Genomic DNA, 19,698 nt, shown 5'->3' with positions numbered 1-19,698 from the left:
CGGAAAGGGAGATGCTGCTATGGCATCTCCCTTTTGCGATTCAGAATAGACATAACAGATACACAACAGATACACAACAGATACATGACATAGCTGATACAGGACAGACAGATCCATTCAGATCAAGTGAGCTTATGTCAGATCCATGCAGCTTAGGGCAGCCATGTTTTGACAGATTGTTTTGGAGGTAAAGATAGACAACACACCTATCGTCCGTCCTGAAACCGGAGGATTCGAATAGTAAATTTTAAATTTCAGTGCACAATATGGGAAAGAACCAGATTGAATGGTAGACGGGCTATGCGGTAAACTGATTTCATTTGGTCAACATTCGATTCAGACTAGAGAAGGGGGAAATTTCATGGTTTTTTACATAGCGGTTGCTGTCATTGTGCTCTTTGTATTATGGGGGGCCGTTTCGCCTGGGGGATTAGCTGCATCTTCCGATGTCGCCCTGGCGTTCATGATTGAGAAATTTGGATGGATGTACTTGATTGCAGCTTTTGCTTTTCTTGTGTTTGCCCTGTTTTTGGCGTTTAGTGAATTCGGCAAGATTCGTCTGGGTTCTGATGATGACGAACCGGAATATTCCAATCTCACCTGGTTTGCCATGCTGTTTAGTGCGGGCATGGGGATTGGCCTCGTCTTCTACGGGGTGGCGGAGCCGATGTATCATTATTTGATTCCGCCGGTTGGTGAAGGTGAAACACCGGAAGCAGCCAAGACGGCACTGCGCTATTCGTTCTTTCACTGGGGACTTCATCCCTGGGCGATCTACTCCGTAATTGGATTATCCCTGGCCTATTTCCAATTCCGCAAAGGCCAAAGAGGACTGATCAGTTCGACTTTTTATCCTTTGCTCGGCGAGAGAATCAATGGACCGATTGGCAAGGGCATCGATATTCTGGCCGTTATAGCCACAGCCTTCGGAGTGGCCACGTCACTGGGGCTGGGTGTGCTGCAAATTAACGGCGGTCTCTCGTATGTCTTCGACATTCCGAACGAAACCTATACCCGTATCCTGATCATTGTCATCGTGACGGTGTTGTACATGATGTCGGCCGCTACCGGTCTTAACAGAGGCATCAAGATCCTGAGCAACACCAATCTGGTGCTGGCACTTGGTCTGCTGCTCTGTGCGCTCATTCTGGGACCTACCGCCTTTATTTTTGATACGTTGACGGTAACGGTAGGCGGGTATATCCAGAACATTGTTCAAATGAGTCTGAGACTGACCCCGTTTACGCAAAATGACTGGATCGCGACCTGGACGTTATTTTATTGGGCATGGTGGATTGCCTGGGCACCATTTGTCGGCATGTTTATCGCCCGTGTGTCCAAGGGAAGAACGGTCAAGGAATTTGTGCTGGGTGTGCTGATCGTACCCAGTATCTTCAGCTTCCTCTGGTTTACGGTATTTGGAGGTACCGCCCTCCATTTTGAAATGTTCCAAGGCAAAGAAATTGCGGAAGCCGTCAGTGCAGATATGACCTCGGCGCTATTTATTACACTGGGGCAATTTCCGTGGGGGATTCTGCTTTCCCTCATTGCGACTTTTCTGATTATCACCTTCTTCATCACATCAGCGGACTCCGCCACATTCGTTCTGGGCATGCTGTCCTCCAAAGGGAAGCTGAACCCGACCACCAAAGTCAAGCTGACATGGGGGGTTCTGCAGTCCTCTATTGCGATTGTCCTGCTGCTGAGCGGAGGGCTCAAAGCGTTGCAGACTGCGTCGATCATTACCGCTCTGCCCTTTGCCATCGTGCTCGCCTTCATGTGTGTCTCCCTGCTTAAATCCCTCCGACAGGAGGCCAGGGAGGAACGCAAGAAAGAGAAGCGTCGCCGCAAAAAACTGGATGCCCTCCTCCTGGAAAGTGAAGAGAATAAATAATCCCCTCACGCAAACGGGGCCGTTCCAAAGGATATTGAATCCTCGGGACGGCCCCGTTTGATGATAGGGGGACAGGACGGCCTGCTGGCCTTTATCCTGCTCCGGATGTGTTATTCAATGGTGATCTGATCGACATAGATGGCACTGCTGCCGCTGCTGCCAGTAGGTGAGAAGAATTCGACCCCGATTTCCTTCACATCCCCACTATTGGAAAGCGAAGAGATTGGCAAAGTGAGCGTTGTGGTTCCCGAGCTGTTGATGGAGAAGCTGCCGCCATCCTGCCAGGTCCAGCCGGAACCTGTTTTCACGAACAGCTTCGCCGTCATGCCAGAACCCGGGTTCCCCCAGGAGGCATGCTTGACACGAGCTTTCAAGGTGGTTTTGCCGCTGAAATTATGGTTCTCCGTACGTTTTAACGTATACTTCTGATTGCCTGCCAGCGTAACATTTGCCTTCAGGGAATGCGTCCCCTCCGATTTCCATTCTGTTACAGACCAGGGCCCTCCGCTTACATTGAGGCCTGTCCAGCTTTGGGTAGAGCCCTCGAAGCCATACAGGGTGGTGGCAGATGTGCCTCCGCCAGAGCCCGCCTCGACGATCGGAGTCAGGGTCGAACCGTTCCAGATTTCCCCTCGATTGACCGTCCAGCTGTCATTCATCAGAGCGGACGCCCCCTGATTGTTATTGGGTCCCCATGCATCGTTCCAGGCCAGGAAATAGACGGCTTTCGGGAATTTTTGCTTGATCGCTGTCATCCATTGACTGTAGTCGAATGTGCCATTTGTCGTTTGCGGACCTATTTCGGCAAAGGCAAACGGTTTGCCGAGAGCGACCATTTCATCATAGCCCGTCAGGTTGGATGGATTGTCGATATAGGCGTCTAGTCCGGTCATATCCACGTATGCATCACCAGGATAGTAGGAGGTCTTGTTGTTGCAGTTGGCATCTGCTGAATAGACCCAGATCAGGTTGTTCAAGCCCTTGGTCGTGGTCAGATAGTTGTACATGTTGATCCACGTATCCTTGTAAGCCTGGGCACGGTTGGCATCGTACTGATTGTAGCCCGTGCTGCCCCACCAGAACCACTCACCGTTCATTTCGTGCAGGGGACGGAAGAGAACAGGCACGCCGGCATTCTCCAATTCCTGCAGACCGAGCGCAATCTTGTCCATCATCGCTTTCCAGCGGGCGCCTTCCGTCGTGGTGTGATTGTCCAGATTTTGAAACTTGGCCGTGGAAAGTGTGGTTTTGTAGCCACCGCCATTCGGATTGTCCGGACTTGGCAGATGCATACTAATCGCAACCAGCCCACCCTGATTCCAGTAGTTGATCAATTCCGTGTTGCAGCCATAGCTGATGGCATCGGTCAGACTGTTTAGTCCCGTCCACCAGCCTTTGGCATAGTCACAGGACAAGATGCCGGCATATTGATTGGTTTGGTTTTTCAGGTTATTCGTTTGGGTCATGGAGAATGTATCGTCACTGTAACCGGCAAAGTGACCGGATACGACTCGATTATCAGTCCGATTCGGCAAATGGGCAAGCCAGTTGTACACATCCTTGGTGGCCACACTAGCTCCTGAGTTGGATAAGGAAACCGTATGTGCGACGGCCTGACCAGCTGCGGACAGGGCCATGATCGCCACCAGCAACAACATCCATCCTTTTCGATTCCAATTTTTCATAGGGTACCTCCTATATTTTTTTGTCAGCGCTTACAAAAAGATTGGGTTTGATAGTGAGGAATCTATCATTCACCTCCAATTCCTGTTATTATAGTTATACAATAAATTGAATAAAGCGCTAACAATTCTAAATATAACACAGGTCAATTCGACTGAAAATGGACTGGATTGACCCAAAGTGGTTAATTTATGTGCTAGAGCCCCCATTTTTGTGCATGTCCAGGTCGATGTAGCCCTGGAATTTGCAGCATGGATGGTTGAAAACGAAGGAGGAATGGTGTGTGGTACCCTGGGAGAGACTGACGGTAGCCTGTCATCACGTGATGCTTCACAAGCAGGATCACAACTGGAAGGTAGTCAACCGAACCAACCCTTTCTCAGCACTGTGGTATTTATATGAGGGGGAGGCTCGGTTTCAGATTGGGGAAAAGGAGATAGGGGCAAGTGCAGGAGACGTACTGATCCTTCCTGCGGGACAGACTTTTCATGCCCGTCTGCTTCCGTCCTGCCGCAGGATTTCCAACTTTGCCGCTCGGTTCACACTGTACGCCGGTGATTCAATGGATTGGTTCAAATTGTATCAAATGCCTGTGGTCATTCACAAAGATGAGCATCCGATCCGGGAAGATGATCTGGAGGAGTTGATTCACTGGTCCCATACCCACACCCCGATGCGGCAATTTTTCATGGATCATGCGCTGCTTCGACTAGTCGGCCTGCTCATGGAGGCGAGGCTGCAGGAAGTGACGCCAACCTTCCACCCTGATCATCCGCTGCATGATCGTCTCTATCACGTTCTGCAATGGGTACGCAGTCATCTGCATGAAAAAATAACATTGGCAAAACTGGCTGAAATGATCCATGTTTCGGAAGATCATTTCATTGATCTGTTTCAGCGATATACGGGAAAATCACCCATCCAGTATGTGAATCATCTGCGGATCGAGAAGGCGAAGGCGTATTTGCTGAATCATCACTTCTCTGTCAAGGAAACGGCATATGCTGTCGGGATTCGGGATCCCCTGTATTTCTCCAAAATGTTCAAAAAACAGGTGGGTCAGTCGCCTGCCTATTACCGGAAGATGATGAGCGATTGGTAACCCCGTAAGCGAAGCGACTGACTGGAAGCCATGTTTGTCTTAGTATACCCATGTACGCGGGCGAGGCTGCTGCACCTGAATCATCTTCTGTATCAGGAGCTTGCGCATGTCGGCCAGCACCTCCGCATAGGCAATATCCTGCGCGAGATTATGGTATTGCATCGGATCTTTCTGCAGATCGTACAGTCCTTCCTTGCCGTTATCCTCACATAAATAGCGATACTGCTGTGTGCGAATGTTGCGCCATCCTGTAAATTCCATCAGGGCACATGCCTTGCCAGCGAAAGGTTCATTGCGCAGTGCCGGCAGAAGTGAGGTGCCCTGCAAATGGCTCGGGATCTGGATGCCGGCACAATCAAGCAAGGTAGGCAGCACATCGACGGCTTCCACAATCGATGTGCAAGATCGTCCCGCCTCTCGCATGCCCTGAGGCCAGTAGATCATCAGCGGTACACGGCTGATACAGTCCTCTCCAGGGTAACCTTTCTGATAGCGAAGATGATCGCCGAGATACTCCCCGTGGTCGGACGTAAACACAATTAGCGTGTTGTCATCCAATTGAAGCTCCTCCAGCTTGCTGCGGATTTGCCCGACATAATGATCGACCTCACTAACCATGGCGTAATAGCCGTGCTTCACAGATCGCAGCTCTTCATCCGAGAAATAATCCTCCCTGCGCAGTTGGTCCAGCTCTTCGGGCAGATCGGGCAGGGAAAGGGTCTGCGCATCATACAGATCCAGAAAAGACTGGGGGGCTACCCATGGTGTGTGCGGAGAGTAGAAGCCTGCGATACAGCACCAGGTATCCTGTTGATGTTTCTCGATAAAAGCCATCGTCTGTTCAGCCACAAAGGCGCTGTGTGTCAAATCCTCACGAGCAGGAAAAGGGACCGCATGCTTGGGCTCGCGCTCGATATGGGTGATGTCATCCTGGATGCCCATCAGGGAATACCAGGTCTCTGTTGCGGGCGGCAGTCCGAGACTGATCTTCGCCGCTTCCTCGGGCGCCTTCGCTCTAGCCCAAGCCCGGTACGCATCTTCATAACAGCCCGGCTCATCCGAAATTTCCAAATGATCGAATCCGTAGGATGGATGAATATCACGGTGATCCCGGTTCGAATGAGGGAGGGCATGCAGTTTGCCTATATTTCCAGATACATAACCGGCATTTTTGAGCATTTTGGGCAGCGTGACCGATTCCTCAGGCAGCGGCACCGCCATATGGGTAATGCCCAGCGCAGAAGGATAGAGGCCGGTCAGAAAACTGGCACGGCTTGGCATGCAGATCGGATTTTGTACATAATGATGCTGAAAATTGACACCTTGCTCCGCCAGTTTGTCCAGATGAGGGGTTTGAATCTCCTTGTTGCCATTGGCACCAAGCGCATCCCAGCGCTGTTGATCTGTATACACGATCAGAATATTGGGTCTCTTCATTGTGGTGGTCACCTCGTCATGAAAATTCAAAATGTTATATTTGTTATTTATATGTTATCACTAAAAACTAATATTAGAAACCTATTTTGTTTGGTATAATGAACGAGAACACCAAGAAAAAAACACCAACAAAGTCAATGATAGAGGAGATGTCCCTCATGCTTCACAAGATGCGTGCATCGATGAACCGACTGAAGGACATGCGGATGGAACGCAAGCTGATTCTGGTGTTCCTGCTGATCATTACCCTGCCGCTGTTTCTCATCAGCTATATCTCGTACAACAATTATTCGGACTCCATCGAAGATAATACGATCGCTTACTCCAAAACGGTGCTGTCGAAAATGATGGAGCGTACCGACGACTATATTGAGGATATGATTCGCATTTCTTCGATTCCTGCCTATGTCGATGAGATTCGCACCAATCTGATTCGATCGAATGAATATGAAAAGCAAAAAGTGAAGGGAGAGGATTCGCATGCGTTGCCCAGAGACTTCGATACGCTGCTCATGATTCAACGGGGAATTGAAGATAATATCTCTTTCATCAATACGATCAAGCGCGGAGCGAACTCCGTTTATATTTTCGATCAATTTGGAAACGGTTACTATACCGCCAAATCGGGAGGCGTACGCTTGGACATCCCGAAAAGCTATGAGCAATGGAAGCTGGAGGCCAGCGAATCCAACGGGGAGGCCGTCCTCGTCAGTACGCAAAAGTTTGTCAGCAATTTGCAGAGCACCCGCTATGCTTTTACCGTTGTACGCAAAGTGATTGACCGCTCCCTGAATCCGATCGGACTGATCGCAGTCGATGCGGATATTCGTTTCATTGAGGATCAGGTCATTGGGTTGGATCAGCTGACGAAGGGAAACACGGTCATCGTGGATGAACATGGCCATGCTATCTATGATAGTGAGAAGAAATGGGTCGCCACCAATATTCAAAATGAGCCGATCATCCAGCAGGCGAAGGGTGGCAGCGGCAGCTTTTACGAAATGGTAAATGGAGAAGAACATCTGTTTATTTACACGACCTCTGAGAATACGAACTGGAAGGTGCTCATCTCCATCCCGGTGAAGGAACTGACGAGAGAAGCCGCTGTTATTCGCAATGTGACCTGGTTTGCGACAGGTGCGGTGATCATCCTGGCCCTGGCGGTGTCCATCGTGTTCTCCTACGCCTTGACCAAGCCGCTGCGCAAGATGATTGCTCTCATGAGAAAGGTTCAGATCGGTGACTTGAATGTCCAGTTCCAGGTCAAGCACCGGGATGAAATGGGTCAGCTCGGCAATCAGTTTAATCGAATGCTGTCACGCATCCGGCATTTGATTCAGGACATCTACGAGATGGAGTCGCAGAAGAAGGAAGCAGAGCTGCATGCGCTGCAAAGTCAGATCAATCCGCATTTTATCTATAATACGCTGGAAGCCATCCGCATGATGGCCGAGATCAACGATGACACCGAAGCAGCCGATATGATCTCTCTGTTGGGCAAGCTGATGCGGTATAGCATCAGTGACTTGCGGGAGGTTGTCACGATAGAGAAAGAGCTCGAACATGTGCGCAATTATGTGGAGATTTTAAACTACCGTTATCCGAACCGTTTTGTACTGACGGAAACGGTACCGCGGAAGCATTGAAGCCTTATCCGGTCGTGAAACTGATCTTCCAGCCCATTATTGAAAATGCGATCTACCATGGCATGGAAGACGGACAGCCGACGATGCATTTGTCGATTGAGGTAGAGCAGAAAGAAGATTGCGTTGAATTCAGATTACGTGACGATGGCAGCGGCATCGGGCCAGAGCAGCTGGAACGGTTGAACGACCGTCTTCATCAGCAGCTGAAATCGGGTACAACGGATGGCAAGCGCCAAGGGATCGGACTGAAAAATGTCCATGACCGGATTCGACTGCACTATGGACATGACTATGGTCTGCATATAGAGAGCGAGCGGGGAATTGGAACGGAGATTACCATCTGCGTGCCGAAATAACACTGCAACGGGGGGATCTGCCATGTACAATCAAACAGAGAGAAAGCTGCATTTCAGGTGGATGGGTTGTCTGCTCATCGGGATGTGCCTGATGATGGGATTGGGGGCATGCAGCCAACAGGAAGAGGAAAACAACAGCGTGATCGACGGACCGGCAAGCGATCCAGAGATGCAGGGAACGATTACCTTTTTGACCAACCGTGTCGATTTAATTGAAAACGGAACGATGCGTCGATATGCGGAAGCATTCAGTGAAAAATACCCGGGCGCGACCGTCCAGTTTGAAGGACTGACGAATTATGCAGATGACATCATTGCCCGGCTTACGATGCGTGATTTGGGAGATGCGCTGCTCATTCCCAAGAATCTGACCAATCGGGAGCTGCCCAATTATTTCGAGCCGTTGGACCCTGCCATGATGGAGAATATGCGATTTACTGATCACAGAATGCATGAGGGACAGAATTACGGGCTTGCAACAGGCAGCAGCATTGAAGGCATTATTTATAACAAACGGGCCTTTGCAGCGGCGGGCATCGAGGAAGTGCCCAGGACGCTGGATGAATTTTATGCGGCCTGCGAGCAGCTCAAACAGGCGGGCATTGTTCCCGTTTACCTAAATTATGGCGCACAGTGGCCGATGAAGCAGTGGGGAGAGGAACTGGTGGTCTTTATGAATGAAGACCCCAATTATGTGAACAACATGATCAATCAGCCAGAGCCTTGGCAGCTGGACAATGCGTGGGGGCGCAGCATTATGATAGCGAAGACGCTGATCAATCGCGGGTACGTGGAAGACCGGCTCTTTGCAGACTACTGGGAAATTTCCAAGACCGAAGTGGCGACCGGAGAGGCAGCCATGTATTTTCTGGGCAACTGGGTGATCAATCAGGTGGTGGCAGCAGGGGCCAATTCGGAGGATATCGGTTTCTTCCCTTTCCCTTATGATAACAGCGGCAACTATTACGCACCCGTTAATCCGGACTGGTTCGTCGGGGTAAGCAAATTCAGCGAACATAAGAAGCTGGCCAAGGCCTGGATCGACTTTCTGGTTAAGGAATCCGGTTATATTGCAGACTCTGGCTTCTTGCCTGTCATCAAGGGGGAGGAAGCTGCGTTTCCGCAGATTCAGGAGTTTCTGTCCTACGAGCCGACGCTCGTCGAATCCGTACCCGTCTCGGACACGCTGCTTGAAATTGCCAACCGTGCCCAGATTGCCTTTTGGTCTGGCGAATATGTGCAGGAACTGGTTGCATCGCGGGATCTGGCCGCCTCATTTGAAGCGATCAACCAGCGCTGGAAGCGGGCCAGAGAAGAAGTGCTGGAATTGCCTGTGCAGTAGCTAACAAATAAAGCAGTTATCGCTAACAATACATGACGCATGCTAACAGAAATGGTATAATGGTGGCATATTAGAGGATAGGGGAAGGGACACAACCATGGCGAAAAAAGTAACCATGCAGCAAATTGCGGATTATCTGGGTGTTTCCAAATTTGTTGTATCAAAGGCGCTCTCCGGAAAAGGCGGCGTCAGTGATTCCACGAAGGAGCGGGTCATTGATGCCGCTTCCGAGCTTGGGTATTTCACTCAGAAAAATGCTTACGTGAAGCAGATGAAAAACGAGCAGGTCCGTCACCCCGCAAACGGAAGCAAGCAGTCCGTGCTGGTGCTCATGCCTAACATCCGTTTCCAGACCAAGGAGTCTCTCTACTGGGGCCGAATCCTGGATGGTTTGTCCGCTCGTCTGGAAGAGCGGGGCATCGGAATGGTGATCATTTCCGAGCAGAGCATGGATCATTTTATGAGCCTGCTCAATCCAGATGGCATACTCGGTCTCATCGGTGTCGGAGAGATCAATACGTCGCTGTTGATTGAGGTGCACCGCGTAGGTCTGCCGATCGTGCTGGTGGATCATGAGGATTCGTTGATACCTTGCGATACGCTGTTTGTTAATAATGTGGATTGCATGATCCGCATGACCAAGCATCTGATCGGGATCGGCCACACGGACATCCAATTTCTAGGTGATATTACCTACTCGCGCAGTTTTAAGGATCGCTGGATGGGCTATTGGGCTGCGATGGAAGATAAGGGATTGCCAGTCGATATGGAGGAACGGGTGCTGACCTTGCACGGGTATGAGTCTTCCGACTTTCTGGAGGAACTGAAAGGCTGGATCATGAAGCGGAAGAAAAATCGGACGCTGCCGACTGCCTTTGTCTGCGCAAACGATTCGATCGCTGTGGCGGCAGTAAAAACGTTGCAGGAATTGAATATCTCCGTTCCCGGGGACGTATCTGTGAGCGGATTCGACAATATTGAAGATTCCTATCAGATTAGACCGGCTCTTACGACCGTCAACGTCCCGAAGGAAGCGCTTGGCAGAAGGGCTGTCGACAAGCTCATTGAACGAATGGCAAACCCTGAGGCGCCATTTGAGAAGGTACTGATTGCGGGCGAGATCGTATTTCGGGATTCCATGCAGGAACGGGAAGGTCGTAAGCGATAACGATAAGCAGAACGAAAGCGAATAAACAAGATTGGACGCGGCAAGAGAATAGCGTATAACGGATAACGGAAAACAGGGAAGCGTGAGAAACCATCCGGTTGGAGGTCTCATGCTTCCCTCTTTGGTCTTTTCCCTGTGTCAGGCAGTTGCCTTGCCCGTACTTAGAAGAGGGGGCGGGCTCTTGGTTACGGGGAAGAAGGGGGCTTGGCTGGAATGAAGAACGTAAAGGCCACCCCGTTGCGTTCATTTTGAAGTCGTACCTCTGCATGATGGATGTGGGCGATGCGCCGGACAATCATCAGGCCGAGTCCATGTTGTCCATGGCTGCCTTTTGTATAGGGCATGAACAGCTTATCCTGCAACTTTTGCTCCAGTTCCGGACCGTCATTCCAAAAACGGAGAGCCCACATACCGGAAGCGTTCGGGCCGGGAACGTCGGTCAGACGAATTACAATACGATGACGGGCATAGCGAAGCTGATTGTCAATTACATTCTCGATGGCGATATTCCATTGTTCCTCATTTCCAGTGATGAAGGCTTCATCGAGCTGAACGTCCCACTCGACCTCCGGCTTTCGCCATTTCAGCCTTTCCACCGCATCCTCGACCAGCGTATGCAACGGAAAAGGCTGCATGGACAACTCCATTTCAGACAAATATTCCAGCTTGGTCAGATGAAGGAGCTGGGCGATCTTGCGCTCCAGCCTCATCGCTTCGCTCTCAATGACCTGAATCGATCCTTTCAGATCGCCTTTCGGGTAAATATCATCCTGTACGGATTGTGCGTAGCTGCGAATGACCATCACGGGCGTTTTCAGTTCGTGTGAAATATGCTGCAAATATGACTGCTGGGCATGATCCTGATGAATGAGCTTCTCGCGCATCCGTTCAATGGAATCAGCAAGTTCTCCCAGCTCGTCCTTGCGCTCCAGTGTGAAAGGCTGATGCCAGTCTCGTTCGCTGATCCGTCTGACATGCTCCTTCATCTGAACGAGCGGTCTCGATAAATAACGCGCCGCCAGCAGAGAGGGAATCCAGCTGACGAGCACCACGATGAGCACGACCCAGAGCAGGCGCTTGAAAAGGGTCCTCACCAATTCATCCCGGTAGTCTCCCCACATGTAGGATACGATAAAGTAGTCTTTCCCCTGGACATATCCTTTACGAATGACGTAAAACACGGTTTTGCCCTCGATGTCCCTCGAATAGCGCTGTGACATCTCCGTCTGGGTTTTCGCGTCCTGGATGATGATGTTCGTGTAGGGCGAGAGACTTTTGGAAACAGGGAGGATTCGCCCGTTCGGCAGGATGAGCAGATGATTGACCTTCCGAATATCCTGCGGATTGACTTCCTGGGAGGGCAGCTGATTGAAACGCTCCTGATTGACCGCTCCCCGATCAATCATCAGATGCTGCGCTTCTTCGATCGTCAGGAAGATTTCTTTATTGAAAAAGGATTTCAGGGTACTCGGGATCAGCAGTGCAATCAACAGGGATATGCCCAGACTCACAGCTGCCAGCAGCATCCAGATCTGAACAGCCAGCGAGTAGTTGCGGATGCTCTTCACGCCTTGACCATCCGGTATCCGAAGCCATAGATCGTCTCCACTCTCAGCTCGGGCAGACGCTTGCGTAAGCGCCGGACCAGATCATCTACGGCTCGATCCGTGCCGTAGTAATCGGCCCCCCATACGTGCTGGAGCAGTTGCTCTCTGGAAAAAGCTTGCCCTGGATGCCGGACAAACCACAAGAGCAGATCAAATTCCATGGAGGAGAGGTCGATCGAAGAGGTTCCGTGTATGACGATGCGCTTGTCTTCATCGATGTGGTATGGACCTGTTGCATGGATGCGGGTCGCTTCAGTGGACGCGGAAAGTTTATAGGCCCGTTCTAAAATATTTCTTGCCCGGATCATCAGCTCTCGCGGGAGGAACGGCTTGGGCAAATAATCGTCGCTCCCCATCTCGAGTCCGATGACACGATCAAGGTCTGCGTCCCGGGCTGAAATAAAAATGACCGGAACTTCCGGTGTCTCAGCCTTGATCTCGCGAATCAGCTGATATCCATCGAGATCAGGCAGCATAATGTCCAGAATCCACAGATGGGGCGGCCGGGAAATGGCAGCTCTCGCAGGTTCACCGGCTGTAAACGCGGTCACTTCCCATCCTTCTTTCTCCATATAGCTGACCAGCAACTCATTGAGATTCAGCTCGTCCTCGACCAGATTGACGCGATATCCCATGGCCATACCTCCTTGTACAGACCTTACGCTGCAATGACGACATTTTGTCTTCTGATGTTACTATACCAAGATTTGTACAAATGCAAAAGAAGGGATGCATCCTCGATGATGAGATGCATCCCTTCGCAAATCTGGCTGTGCTCGTCATGTACCTAGGTGGAATTAGGCATTTTCGGCATCTGCAGCATGTTGCAGTTTTTCAGCCAGCCATGTATTGCCTTGCTGAAGCTGTGCAAGCAGTTCATTCAGGGTAGACTGAATGGTCTCGGCATTATCGGCATCCAGTGCTTCGCCCAACTGCTTCATCAGTGCGTGCATGTTCTCATGATGAGCTTTGATCGCGTCTTTGGCTTCCGGGTTGATGCGATCCTTTTTCTCTTGCATGAGCGCTCTCAATTCTTCCTTCGTGATTTCACCGTTTTGAAGCTTTTCTTTTATGGCTTCCATTTCGGCTTTCATTTCCTCACTCTTCGCATCCTTCAGAGCCTTCATCTGTTCCATTAACTCACTCCGGGTGTCGAACGCGGCTTCCCATTCATCCGTTTGGTCAGGCGTGTATTGATCAGATAGCAGCGTTAGATAGGTTTGCTGATGGATGCCGGCCTGCAAGCCATGCTTGTGATGCTCACCGCGTTGTTCTTTACGATCCTGGAAGCGATCTTTCATTTCACCAAAGCGTGCCTTCATGTCACCGAAGCGCCCATCTTGCCAATTGCCCTGCTGGTTGACGGGTGGTGCCGGCTCAACCGTACCTCCTTCGCTAGTTTCCGAAGCGGCCATGCTTCCTGCCGCCGGTACCGCGATAGCTAGTGCAAGAACAGAGCTTGCGATGGTTTTCTTCCAATTCATGTTCATCGACTCCTTTGATTTCGTTTTCGTTGTTACACCTATAATGTAGACAAGAATTATGGGCACAATGTCAGAAGATTGTGGGAAATGATGTGAATGATGAAAAGGGAAAATGGGAACAGCATGAAAACGGTCACGGCAAAAAGGTGGAAATCGATCTATCATGGGGATAAACACAACTGTCAGGTATGACGCTACGTGTAAAGGAGGAAGGATGACGTGAAGCCGTCTTGCAACGAAAAAGCAGATGCTGCGCACATCGGTCTGCAGGCGAATGGAAGCCATACAGGCAGGGAGCGCTCGATCGTGGTTGTCTACAAGACGAAATATGGGAGCACACGCCGTTACGCGAACTGGATCGCAGAAGCGACAGGGGCGGATCTATATGAGCATGGGCAAGTATCCAGCGAGGATCTGATGGCATATGACACGATTGTATATGGCGGTTCTCTGTATGTGGTAGGTATGCTGGGTCTCTCGCTAATCAGGGATCATATGTCTGGCTGGAAAAACAAGCACGTCATCGTATTTTCCGTTGGCGCATCACCCGCCCATGAGTCTGCCATCACGGAAGTGAAGAAGAACAATTTCACAGTGGAGATGATGAAACAGGTTGATTATTTTCACCTGCGAGGAGCTTTCGATTACGGGCGGTTAAACTGGACAGACAAGCTGCTGATGTTCCTGCTCAAGAAGAAGCTGCAGTTCAAAAAGGAAGCGAAGCGGACGAGAGATGAGAAAGGCATGCTGGCCTGCTATGACCGTCCGGCAGACTGAACCCGGGAGAGCGAAATCGAGCCGATTGTGGCATGTATAAATAAGAGATATATGCAAAAGGAATGAGTACAAATGGAATGAAAATAGCCTCTCCTTTCTGTCCTCTGTAAAAGAGAATGGAAAGGGGAGGCTGTAAACGGGGTTAGGTCATAAATGGATAGGTTAGCTGAACTGCACCTGCTGCTAGCGGGACTGGGTGTAGGAGAGATTGCGCTGGATCAGATCCATACGCTGCTGCACACAGGCATAGGAGCGCAGGGGATCTTCCGGAGTATGCATGACGTAATCCAGCAATTGATCGACTGTGGTCGTGGCGACATGACAGCGCGTATCCGAGGAAGCATAGTAGATATACACATCCCCGTTCTCGCGTGCAATGACGCCATTGCAGAAGACGACATTGGATACATCTCCGATTCGCTCTTCTCCCTGCGGGGCGATGAGATGACCAGCAGGAGCGTGCAGAAGCCGCTCTGGCTGTTCGAGATCGGTCAGGAAAGCATACAGGACATAACGAAGGCCTGCAGCTGTATTGCGAACGCCATGTGCGATATGCAGCCATCCTTGTTCGGTCTTGATCGGGGCAGGACCCTGACCGTTCTTCACTTCCTTGATGGTGTGATAGTAACGGCGATCGATGATGACTTCTTCATGAATGACGGCATTTTCCATGGAATCGGACAACCCCCAGCCAATGCCTCCGCCTGAACCGGTGTCGATGAAGCCATCTTGCGGTCGCGTGTAGAACGCATATTTGCCATGAACAAATTCCGGGTGCAGAACGACATTCCGTTGCTGCGCGGACGGGGTTTTGAGATCGGCGAGACGTTCCCATACTTTCAGATCCCGCGTACGGGCAATGCCACACTGGGCCACGGCACTGGACAGGTCGCCGGCTGGTGCATCAGGGTCCTTGCGTTCTGTGCAGAAGAGCCCGTAGATCCATCCGTCTTCATGCTGGACAACACGCATATCGTATACATTGATGTCCGGGTCATCTGTCTCGGGCATGACGACTGGCTGATCCCAGAATCGGAATCGGTCAATCCCGCTCTCACTTTCGGCGATGGCAAAGAATGACTTCCGGTCATCCCCTTCTACTCTGGCTACCAGATAGAACTTCCCGTTTAACTCAATCGCCCCCGGATTGAACACACAATTGATGCCCATCCGTTCCATGAAATACGGGTTGGTTTCCGGGTTCAGGTCGTATCGCCATATAACCGGAGCATGTTCGGCTGTCAAAACAGGATGCTCGTATCGGTCAAAGATGCCATTTCCGAAAGGCGCTTTCTCATTCTTCTTGCGAATGGTGGCTTCATACTTTTCATGGATTTGCTCATATCTCGTTTCAAATACAGATTGGCTCATCGTGATCCCTCCATTGTGATAAGTTGATCGATGCGTTCGATCATTTCGATACAGGCACGACCGTTGTGGTATGGACATTTCCAGGCACTGACCTTTGGTGCGTCCGGGACGGGCTGTCCTTCTCGGGTGACACCCCAGTACCATTCGCCGTGCTTCCGGTCAATCAGATACTGTTGAATGAACGACCAGGAATTTCTGGCAGCCTCCAGATACGATTGGTCCCCACTCATTTGATACGCATTGAAGAACCCGACTACTGCCTCGGCTTGCGGCCACCAGTCCTTATTCGTGTCGATCAGCCCGTCGCGGGCAGAGGCTTCATTCAGGAGGCCCCCATCTGGATCCACCCCTTCCTTCAGCGTGGCTTCGGCCATCTTGAGCGCCACCGTCTTCACCTGTTCCAGCAATCCCGGATTTTCCAGCACTTGAGCAGCCTCCACGAGCAGCCAGCTGCCTTCGATGTCATGTCCGTAGGAAATATGATCAGACTTGACCGTCCATGCCTCATCCAGAAACAGGTGGAAGTGTCCGGTCTCGGTGTCGATGATGTAGCGGATCGTCGTTTCAATAAGCTCGGTGAGCTTGTCTGCCAGCTCGTCAGCAGGCCATATCCGATACAGATTCGTATAGGCCTCCAGCACATGCAAATGGGTGTTCATCGACTTCTTCTCATTCATATCCTTGGCGCTGAGGCTTACTTCCTCCATCGGCTCCCACGCTCGGGACAATGCCTCCACATATCCCTTGTACTGTCGGTCATAGCTGTAGCGCTCCATAAGATGGAAGAGCGCAATCGCCTGCTCGCGTGCTTGATCGTGGCCAAAGGCCCGGTTGTATTCGGCCAGGGCGTAGATCACAAATGCCTGTCCATACACCTGCTTCTTGTCCGCTGTAGGTCTGCCGATTGGGTCCACCGCCCAGAACAATCCGCCAAATTCTGCATCGACGAACTGAGAAGTCAGAACCTCATAGGCCCGGTTGGCCATGTCGGCATATGCCGGATCAGGATTCAGGCGATAGGCGGACGAAAAGGTCCATAATATACGTGCGTTTAATACCAGTCCTTTTTCAGCGTCTGTCTGGACCTGCATCGTCGGGGAGATTTCCCCGTAAAACCCGCCTTGTTCTTCGTCTCGCGTATGCGTCATCCAAAACCGTAAAATGTTGTGCTGCAGCTCATCCTCGAATTGTTGCTTCCATGCTTGCATATCTGCATTCATGTCAAGAGTTCACCTCGCTTGATTGACTTTGCTTTTCCAGTTTTCTCTGATAATAAGTCGCCACGATTTCTTCCGCAGGCTTGGCGTAGACGTTGTAATCTTTGTCTGCGGCTGCCTCTTCTGCGGCATACAGTTCAGCAGGCCAGTCCCACAGCATAAATCCGCCGACCCATTCCCGCTGTTCACAGTGCCGAAACATTTCTTCATAATAAGCCTTTTGTTCCTGCAGGTTCACCTCTCCTGCCAGTTCCCAGTCATTAGGGAGCAGGCTGGAGCCCGTACGGCTCGGACAACCGGCCTCCATGAACAGGAAAGGCTTTTCATGCTTCTGTACGACCGCTTCAATGCGATCGAGCTGGGCTTCCCAATCATGAATCGGATAATAGCCGCTTGAGGAGATCACATCTACCGCATCCCACCACTTCACCTGGTCTTCCTGATATTTGTCGCAGTTGTAGGTGAGAGGTCCTTTGTATACGCTGCGAATCTGTCGAATCAACTGTCTCCATTCCGCTTCTCTGCGGTCTGTCTGCACCATTTCACAGCCAATGCACAGCATGTCGCAACCGGTGGCTTCTGCAAGACGTGCATAGTGCAGCATAAAGGAAGTGTAAGACGCAAACCATTCAGACCATTTAGGCTCGCAAGGCACGTCGATATCAAAGAAATTGATGTGGGCCCGCCAGGTGCCATCCGCACAGTTGACCACGGGCTTCAGGCAAACCTTGAGTCCCAGACTTTTGGCCTGCTGCACGGCCTGGATCACCTCCTCGTCCGTTACGGTAGGGGCCTGCCAGTATGGAATTTCTGTGGCATGGGCATGCGCCTGAAGGGCGCCAAATGCAAGCGTTGTCCAGGAAACGTGCAGATTTTGCTTCATGGTTTTCATAGAATGCTGCGCGGATGCAGAGGTCCAGCTTCCTCTTATACCGGTCCATCCCCAAGTCATGCCCGCCATATAGTCTAGTGAAAGGGACACGCTATCGCCTCCATTTCTAGTTATGATTGTTATGCTAACAAATATAACTAAAGCATATCAGGGTCTGTTCAGCACGTCAATATCGGAATCTCTTTTCCGTGATGCACGCTTCATCTTTATACATTAAAGCGATTACATATTCATTTGTTATGAATTTGTTATGGTCATTTTTACAGGACAATTGAAGACTATAAAAGAAAACGCAGACCATTTTTCGGCACTGCATCATGAAGTATACTGTACCTGTAAGCGTTAACAAACAACCAAACGAGGGGGATTTCAAATGAAAAAGTGGTTACCGTTAGCTTTAACATTAGTGATGATGCTAACAATACTGGCGGCTTGTGGCGGAAACAACAATAACAACAATGCCAATGGCAACTCCGGAAGCAATGCCAATGCTGGAGCCAATAACGGGGAAGATGGAGCAGGCGAGGCGGAACTTAGCGGAAAAGTTGTCTTTCTGACCAATCGTACGGATATGGTCGGCAAGGAATATGCCGATTATGAGAAGCGCTTTGAAGAGAAATATCCGGAAGTAGATCTGGAGTTCGAAGCGATTCAGGATTATGACAAGAATGTCAAGATCCGTATTGCTTCTGGCGAATTCCCGGATGTTGTCTTCATCCCATCGCTGCCTAACTCGGATTTGCCGAAGTACTTCGCGCCACTAGATGATATTGAATTCTCCGGCGATATCTATTTCAAGGATTTGAAAGCTTATGAAGGAAACATGTACGGGGTTCCATCCGGTGCTTCCACTGTCGGGATCGTATATAACAAGAAAGCTTTTGAAAAAGCAGGCATTACAGAAACACCTAAGACGTTGGATGAATTCTATGCCGCTGCTGAAAAGCTGAAAGCAGCAGGGATCGTGCCTTTCGCTTCCAACTTCAAGGACAAATGGCCACTGCAGGCCTGGTATTATGATGTGCCGACGATTTTGACCGGTTCTTCTACCCATCAGGCTGATCGTGTAAAAGTAGATGATCCGTATGCCATGGACGGTCCATATGGTCAATCCTTCACTATTTTGAGAACGATGTATGAAAAAGGTCTGTTGGAGAAAGACGTCAATTCGACGAACTGGGAGCAGTCCAAGAAAGAAATCGCACAAGGCAATTTCGGCATGTACCTGCTTGGTAACTGGGTTATCAATCAGATTATTGAGAATGGCGCAGCCTCCGAAGACATTGGCTTCTTCCCGTTCCCGGCTGACAACTCTGGCGAACTGAAAGCGCCTCTGAACAATGACTGGGTGTATGCGGTCAACAAAAACGGAAATGTAGAAGCGTCAAAAGCTTTTGTGAAGTGGATGGTGGAAGAGTCTGGTTATGATGATTTCGCTGGATTTATTCCGGTATTGAAGTCGAAGGAGCCTCAGCTTCCACAGCTGGCTGAGTTCAATGGATACAATCCGACTTTTGTAGAAGCAACGCCAGGTAATGACGATGCAACCGCTACCCAAAACAAGGCACAGCTGGATCAAGGCTCTCTCGTACAGGAATTCGTCTTGACGGATGATCCGCAAGCGGTCGTAGACAAGTACAACGATGCCTGGGCTAAAGCGAAAAAAGATCTGGGAATCGAATAAAGATAGTTCGACACACGTTTCAACACGGATTATGGAGC

General features: G+C 50.4%; 16 protein-coding genes. 8 read left to right on the top strand and 8 right to left on the bottom strand.

Going from position 1 to position 19,698, the window contains the following annotated elements:
- Positions 1-361: 361 nt before the first annotated feature.
- Positions 362-1,894, top strand: a complete 1,533-nt coding sequence (locus ACFSUC_RS04685; protein WP_379928326.1) for a glycine betaine uptake BCCT transporter — start codon at positions 362-364, stop codon at positions 1,892-1,894.
- 110 nt (positions 1,895-2,004) lie between these two features.
- Here ACFSUC_RS04685 and ACFSUC_RS04680 read toward each other — a convergent pair whose 3' ends face one another.
- Positions 2,005-3,579 carry a glycosyl hydrolase gene (locus tag ACFSUC_RS04680; protein ID WP_379928325.1) on the bottom strand — a complete coding sequence of 525 codons (1,575 nt, stop codon included), beginning with the start codon at positions 3,577-3,579 and terminating at the stop codon, positions 2,005-2,007.
- Between the two features lie 281 nt (positions 3,580-3,860).
- Here ACFSUC_RS04680 and ACFSUC_RS04675 point away from each other — a divergent pair, with 281 nt between their 5' ends.
- Positions 3,861-4,679 carry a helix-turn-helix domain-containing protein gene (locus ACFSUC_RS04675; RefSeq protein ID WP_379928324.1) on the top strand — a complete coding sequence of 273 codons (819 nt, stop codon included), beginning with the start codon at positions 3,861-3,863 and terminating at the stop codon, positions 4,677-4,679.
- A 39-nt stretch (positions 4,680-4,718) separates the two neighbouring features.
- On the opposite strand, the gene ACFSUC_RS04670 is transcribed toward ACFSUC_RS04675, so the two are convergent.
- The gene (locus ACFSUC_RS04670; protein WP_379928323.1) at positions 4,719-6,116 is read right to left on the bottom strand and encodes a sulfatase family protein; all 1,398 of its coding nucleotides are present in this window, start codon (positions 6,114-6,116) and stop codon (positions 4,719-4,721) included.
- A 158-nt stretch (positions 6,117-6,274) separates the two neighbouring features.
- On the opposite strand from ACFSUC_RS04670, the gene ACFSUC_RS04665 reads away from it, so the two are divergent.
- The 4 genes from ACFSUC_RS04665 to ACFSUC_RS04650 all read left to right on the top strand — a co-directional run bounded on the left by ACFSUC_RS04665 (position 6,275) and on the right by ACFSUC_RS04650 (position 10,628).
- On the top strand, positions 6,275-7,762 hold the full coding sequence (locus tag ACFSUC_RS04665) for a cache domain-containing sensor histidine kinase (RefSeq protein WP_379928322.1): 1,488 nt from the start codon (positions 6,275-6,277) through the stop codon (positions 7,760-7,762).
- On the top strand, positions 7,759-8,118 hold the full coding sequence (locus ACFSUC_RS04660; RefSeq protein ID WP_379928321.1) for a sensor histidine kinase: 360 nt from the start codon (positions 7,759-7,761) through the stop codon (positions 8,116-8,118). Before ACFSUC_RS04665 ends, ACFSUC_RS04660 begins: the two co-directional genes overlap by 4 nt.
- Before the next feature lie 22 nt (positions 8,119-8,140).
- Positions 8,141-9,460 (top strand): ABC transporter substrate-binding protein, encoded by a 1,320-nt coding sequence (locus ACFSUC_RS04655; protein WP_379928320.1) that lies wholly within the window; start codon positions 8,141-8,143, stop codon positions 9,458-9,460.
- A gap of 97 nt (positions 9,461-9,557) precedes the next feature.
- Positions 9,558-10,628 (top strand): LacI family DNA-binding transcriptional regulator, encoded by a 1,071-nt coding sequence (locus tag ACFSUC_RS04650; protein WP_379928319.1) that lies wholly within the window; start codon positions 9,558-9,560, stop codon positions 10,626-10,628.
- Between the two features lie 185 nt (positions 10,629-10,813).
- On the opposite strand, the gene ACFSUC_RS04645 is transcribed toward ACFSUC_RS04650, so the two are convergent.
- The 3 genes from ACFSUC_RS04645 to ACFSUC_RS04635 all read right to left on the bottom strand — a co-directional run bounded on the left by ACFSUC_RS04645 (position 10,814) and on the right by ACFSUC_RS04635 (position 13,719).
- Positions 10,814-12,196, bottom strand: coding sequence for a HAMP domain-containing protein (locus ACFSUC_RS04645; protein WP_379928318.1), 1,383 nt, complete (start codon positions 12,194-12,196; stop codon positions 10,814-10,816).
- Positions 12,193-12,870, bottom strand: a complete 678-nt coding sequence (locus ACFSUC_RS04640; RefSeq protein ID WP_379928317.1) for a response regulator transcription factor — start codon at positions 12,868-12,870, stop codon at positions 12,193-12,195. The genes ACFSUC_RS04645 and ACFSUC_RS04640 overlap by 4 nt, the downstream gene beginning before the upstream one ends.
- A 162-nt stretch (positions 12,871-13,032) precedes the next feature.
- Positions 13,033-13,719, bottom strand: a complete 687-nt coding sequence (locus ACFSUC_RS04635; protein WP_379928316.1) for a hypothetical protein — start codon at positions 13,717-13,719, stop codon at positions 13,033-13,035.
- A 219-nt stretch (positions 13,720-13,938) separates the two neighbouring features.
- On the opposite strand from ACFSUC_RS04635, the gene ACFSUC_RS04630 reads away from it, so the two are divergent.
- A complete protein-coding gene (locus ACFSUC_RS04630) occupies positions 13,939-14,496 on the top strand; it encodes a flavodoxin domain-containing protein (RefSeq protein ID WP_379928315.1) in 558 nt (185 codons plus the stop codon).
- A gap of 183 nt (positions 14,497-14,679) precedes the next feature.
- Here the strand turns inward: ACFSUC_RS04630 and ACFSUC_RS04625 are convergent, their stop codons facing one another.
- From ACFSUC_RS04625 to ACFSUC_RS04615, 3 genes are read right to left on the bottom strand one after another with little or no spacing between them, the layout of a single operon-like run.
- Positions 14,680-15,867, bottom strand: a complete 1,188-nt coding sequence (locus ACFSUC_RS04625) for a glycoside hydrolase family 130 protein (protein WP_379928314.1) — start codon at positions 15,865-15,867, stop codon at positions 14,680-14,682.
- Positions 15,864-17,087 carry an AGE family epimerase/isomerase gene (locus ACFSUC_RS04620; protein ID WP_379928313.1) on the bottom strand — a complete coding sequence of 408 codons (1,224 nt, stop codon included), beginning with the start codon at positions 17,085-17,087 and terminating at the stop codon, positions 15,864-15,866. Before ACFSUC_RS04620 ends, ACFSUC_RS04625 begins: the two co-directional genes overlap by 4 nt.
- 1 nt (position 17,088) lies before the next feature.
- Positions 17,089-18,045, bottom strand: a complete 957-nt coding sequence (locus ACFSUC_RS04615; RefSeq protein WP_379928463.1) for a glycoside hydrolase family 113 — start codon at positions 18,043-18,045, stop codon at positions 17,089-17,091.
- Between the two features lie 304 nt (positions 18,046-18,349).
- Between ACFSUC_RS04615 and ACFSUC_RS04610 the strand changes: the two genes are divergently transcribed.
- Positions 18,350-19,660: an ABC transporter substrate-binding protein gene (locus ACFSUC_RS04610; RefSeq protein ID WP_379928312.1), complete on the top strand. Its 1,311-nt coding sequence runs from the start codon at positions 18,350-18,352 to the stop codon at positions 19,658-19,660.
- Positions 19,661-19,698: the final 38 nt, after the last annotated feature.

Origin of the sequence: Marinicrinis sediminis, assembly GCF_042685085.1 — a bacterium.
Lineage (GTDB): Bacteria > Bacillota > Bacilli > Paenibacillales > KCTC-33676 > Marinicrinis > Marinicrinis sediminis.
This window is presented reverse-complemented; position numbering and strand designations above follow the sequence as displayed.

What these genes read in the sequence shown, in the direction of transcription:
- ACFSUC_RS04640 (WP_379928317.1), bottom strand. Translation starts at nt 12,870, where the DNA reads ATGGGATATCGCGTCAATCTGGTCGAGGACGAGCTGAATCTCAATGAG.
- ACFSUC_RS04670 (WP_379928323.1), bottom strand. Translation starts at nt 6,116, where the DNA reads ATGAAGAGACCCAATATTCTGATCGTGTATACAGATCAACAGCGCTGG.
- ACFSUC_RS04610 (WP_379928312.1), top strand. Translation starts at nt 18,350, where the DNA reads ATGAAAAAGTGGTTACCGTTAGCTTTAACATTAGTGATGATGCTAACA.
- ACFSUC_RS04620 (WP_379928313.1), bottom strand. Translation starts at nt 17,087, where the DNA reads ATGAATGCAGATATGCAAGCATGGAAGCAACAATTCGAGGATGAGCTG.
- ACFSUC_RS04655 (WP_379928320.1), top strand. Translation starts at nt 8,141, where the DNA reads ATGTACAATCAAACAGAGAGAAAGCTGCATTTCAGGTGGATGGGTTGT.
- ACFSUC_RS04625 (WP_379928314.1), bottom strand. Translation starts at nt 15,867, where the DNA reads ATGAGCCAATCTGTATTTGAAACGAGATATGAGCAAATCCATGAAAAG.
- ACFSUC_RS04635 (WP_379928316.1), bottom strand. Translation starts at nt 13,719, where the DNA reads ATGAATTGGAAGAAAACCATCGCAAGCTCTGTTCTTGCACTAGCTATC.
- ACFSUC_RS04665 (WP_379928322.1), top strand. Translation starts at nt 6,275, where the DNA reads ATGCTTCACAAGATGCGTGCATCGATGAACCGACTGAAGGACATGCGG.
- ACFSUC_RS04680 (WP_379928325.1), bottom strand. Translation starts at nt 3,579, where the DNA reads ATGAAAAATTGGAATCGAAAAGGATGGATGTTGTTGCTGGTGGCGATC.
- ACFSUC_RS04650 (WP_379928319.1), top strand. Translation starts at nt 9,558, where the DNA reads ATGGCGAAAAAAGTAACCATGCAGCAAATTGCGGATTATCTGGGTGTT.
- ACFSUC_RS04615 (WP_379928463.1), bottom strand. Translation starts at nt 18,045, where the DNA reads ATGGCGGGCATGACTTGGGGATGGACCGGTATAAGAGGAAGCTGGACC.
- ACFSUC_RS04685 (WP_379928326.1), top strand. Translation starts at nt 362, where the DNA reads ATGGTTTTTTACATAGCGGTTGCTGTCATTGTGCTCTTTGTATTATGG.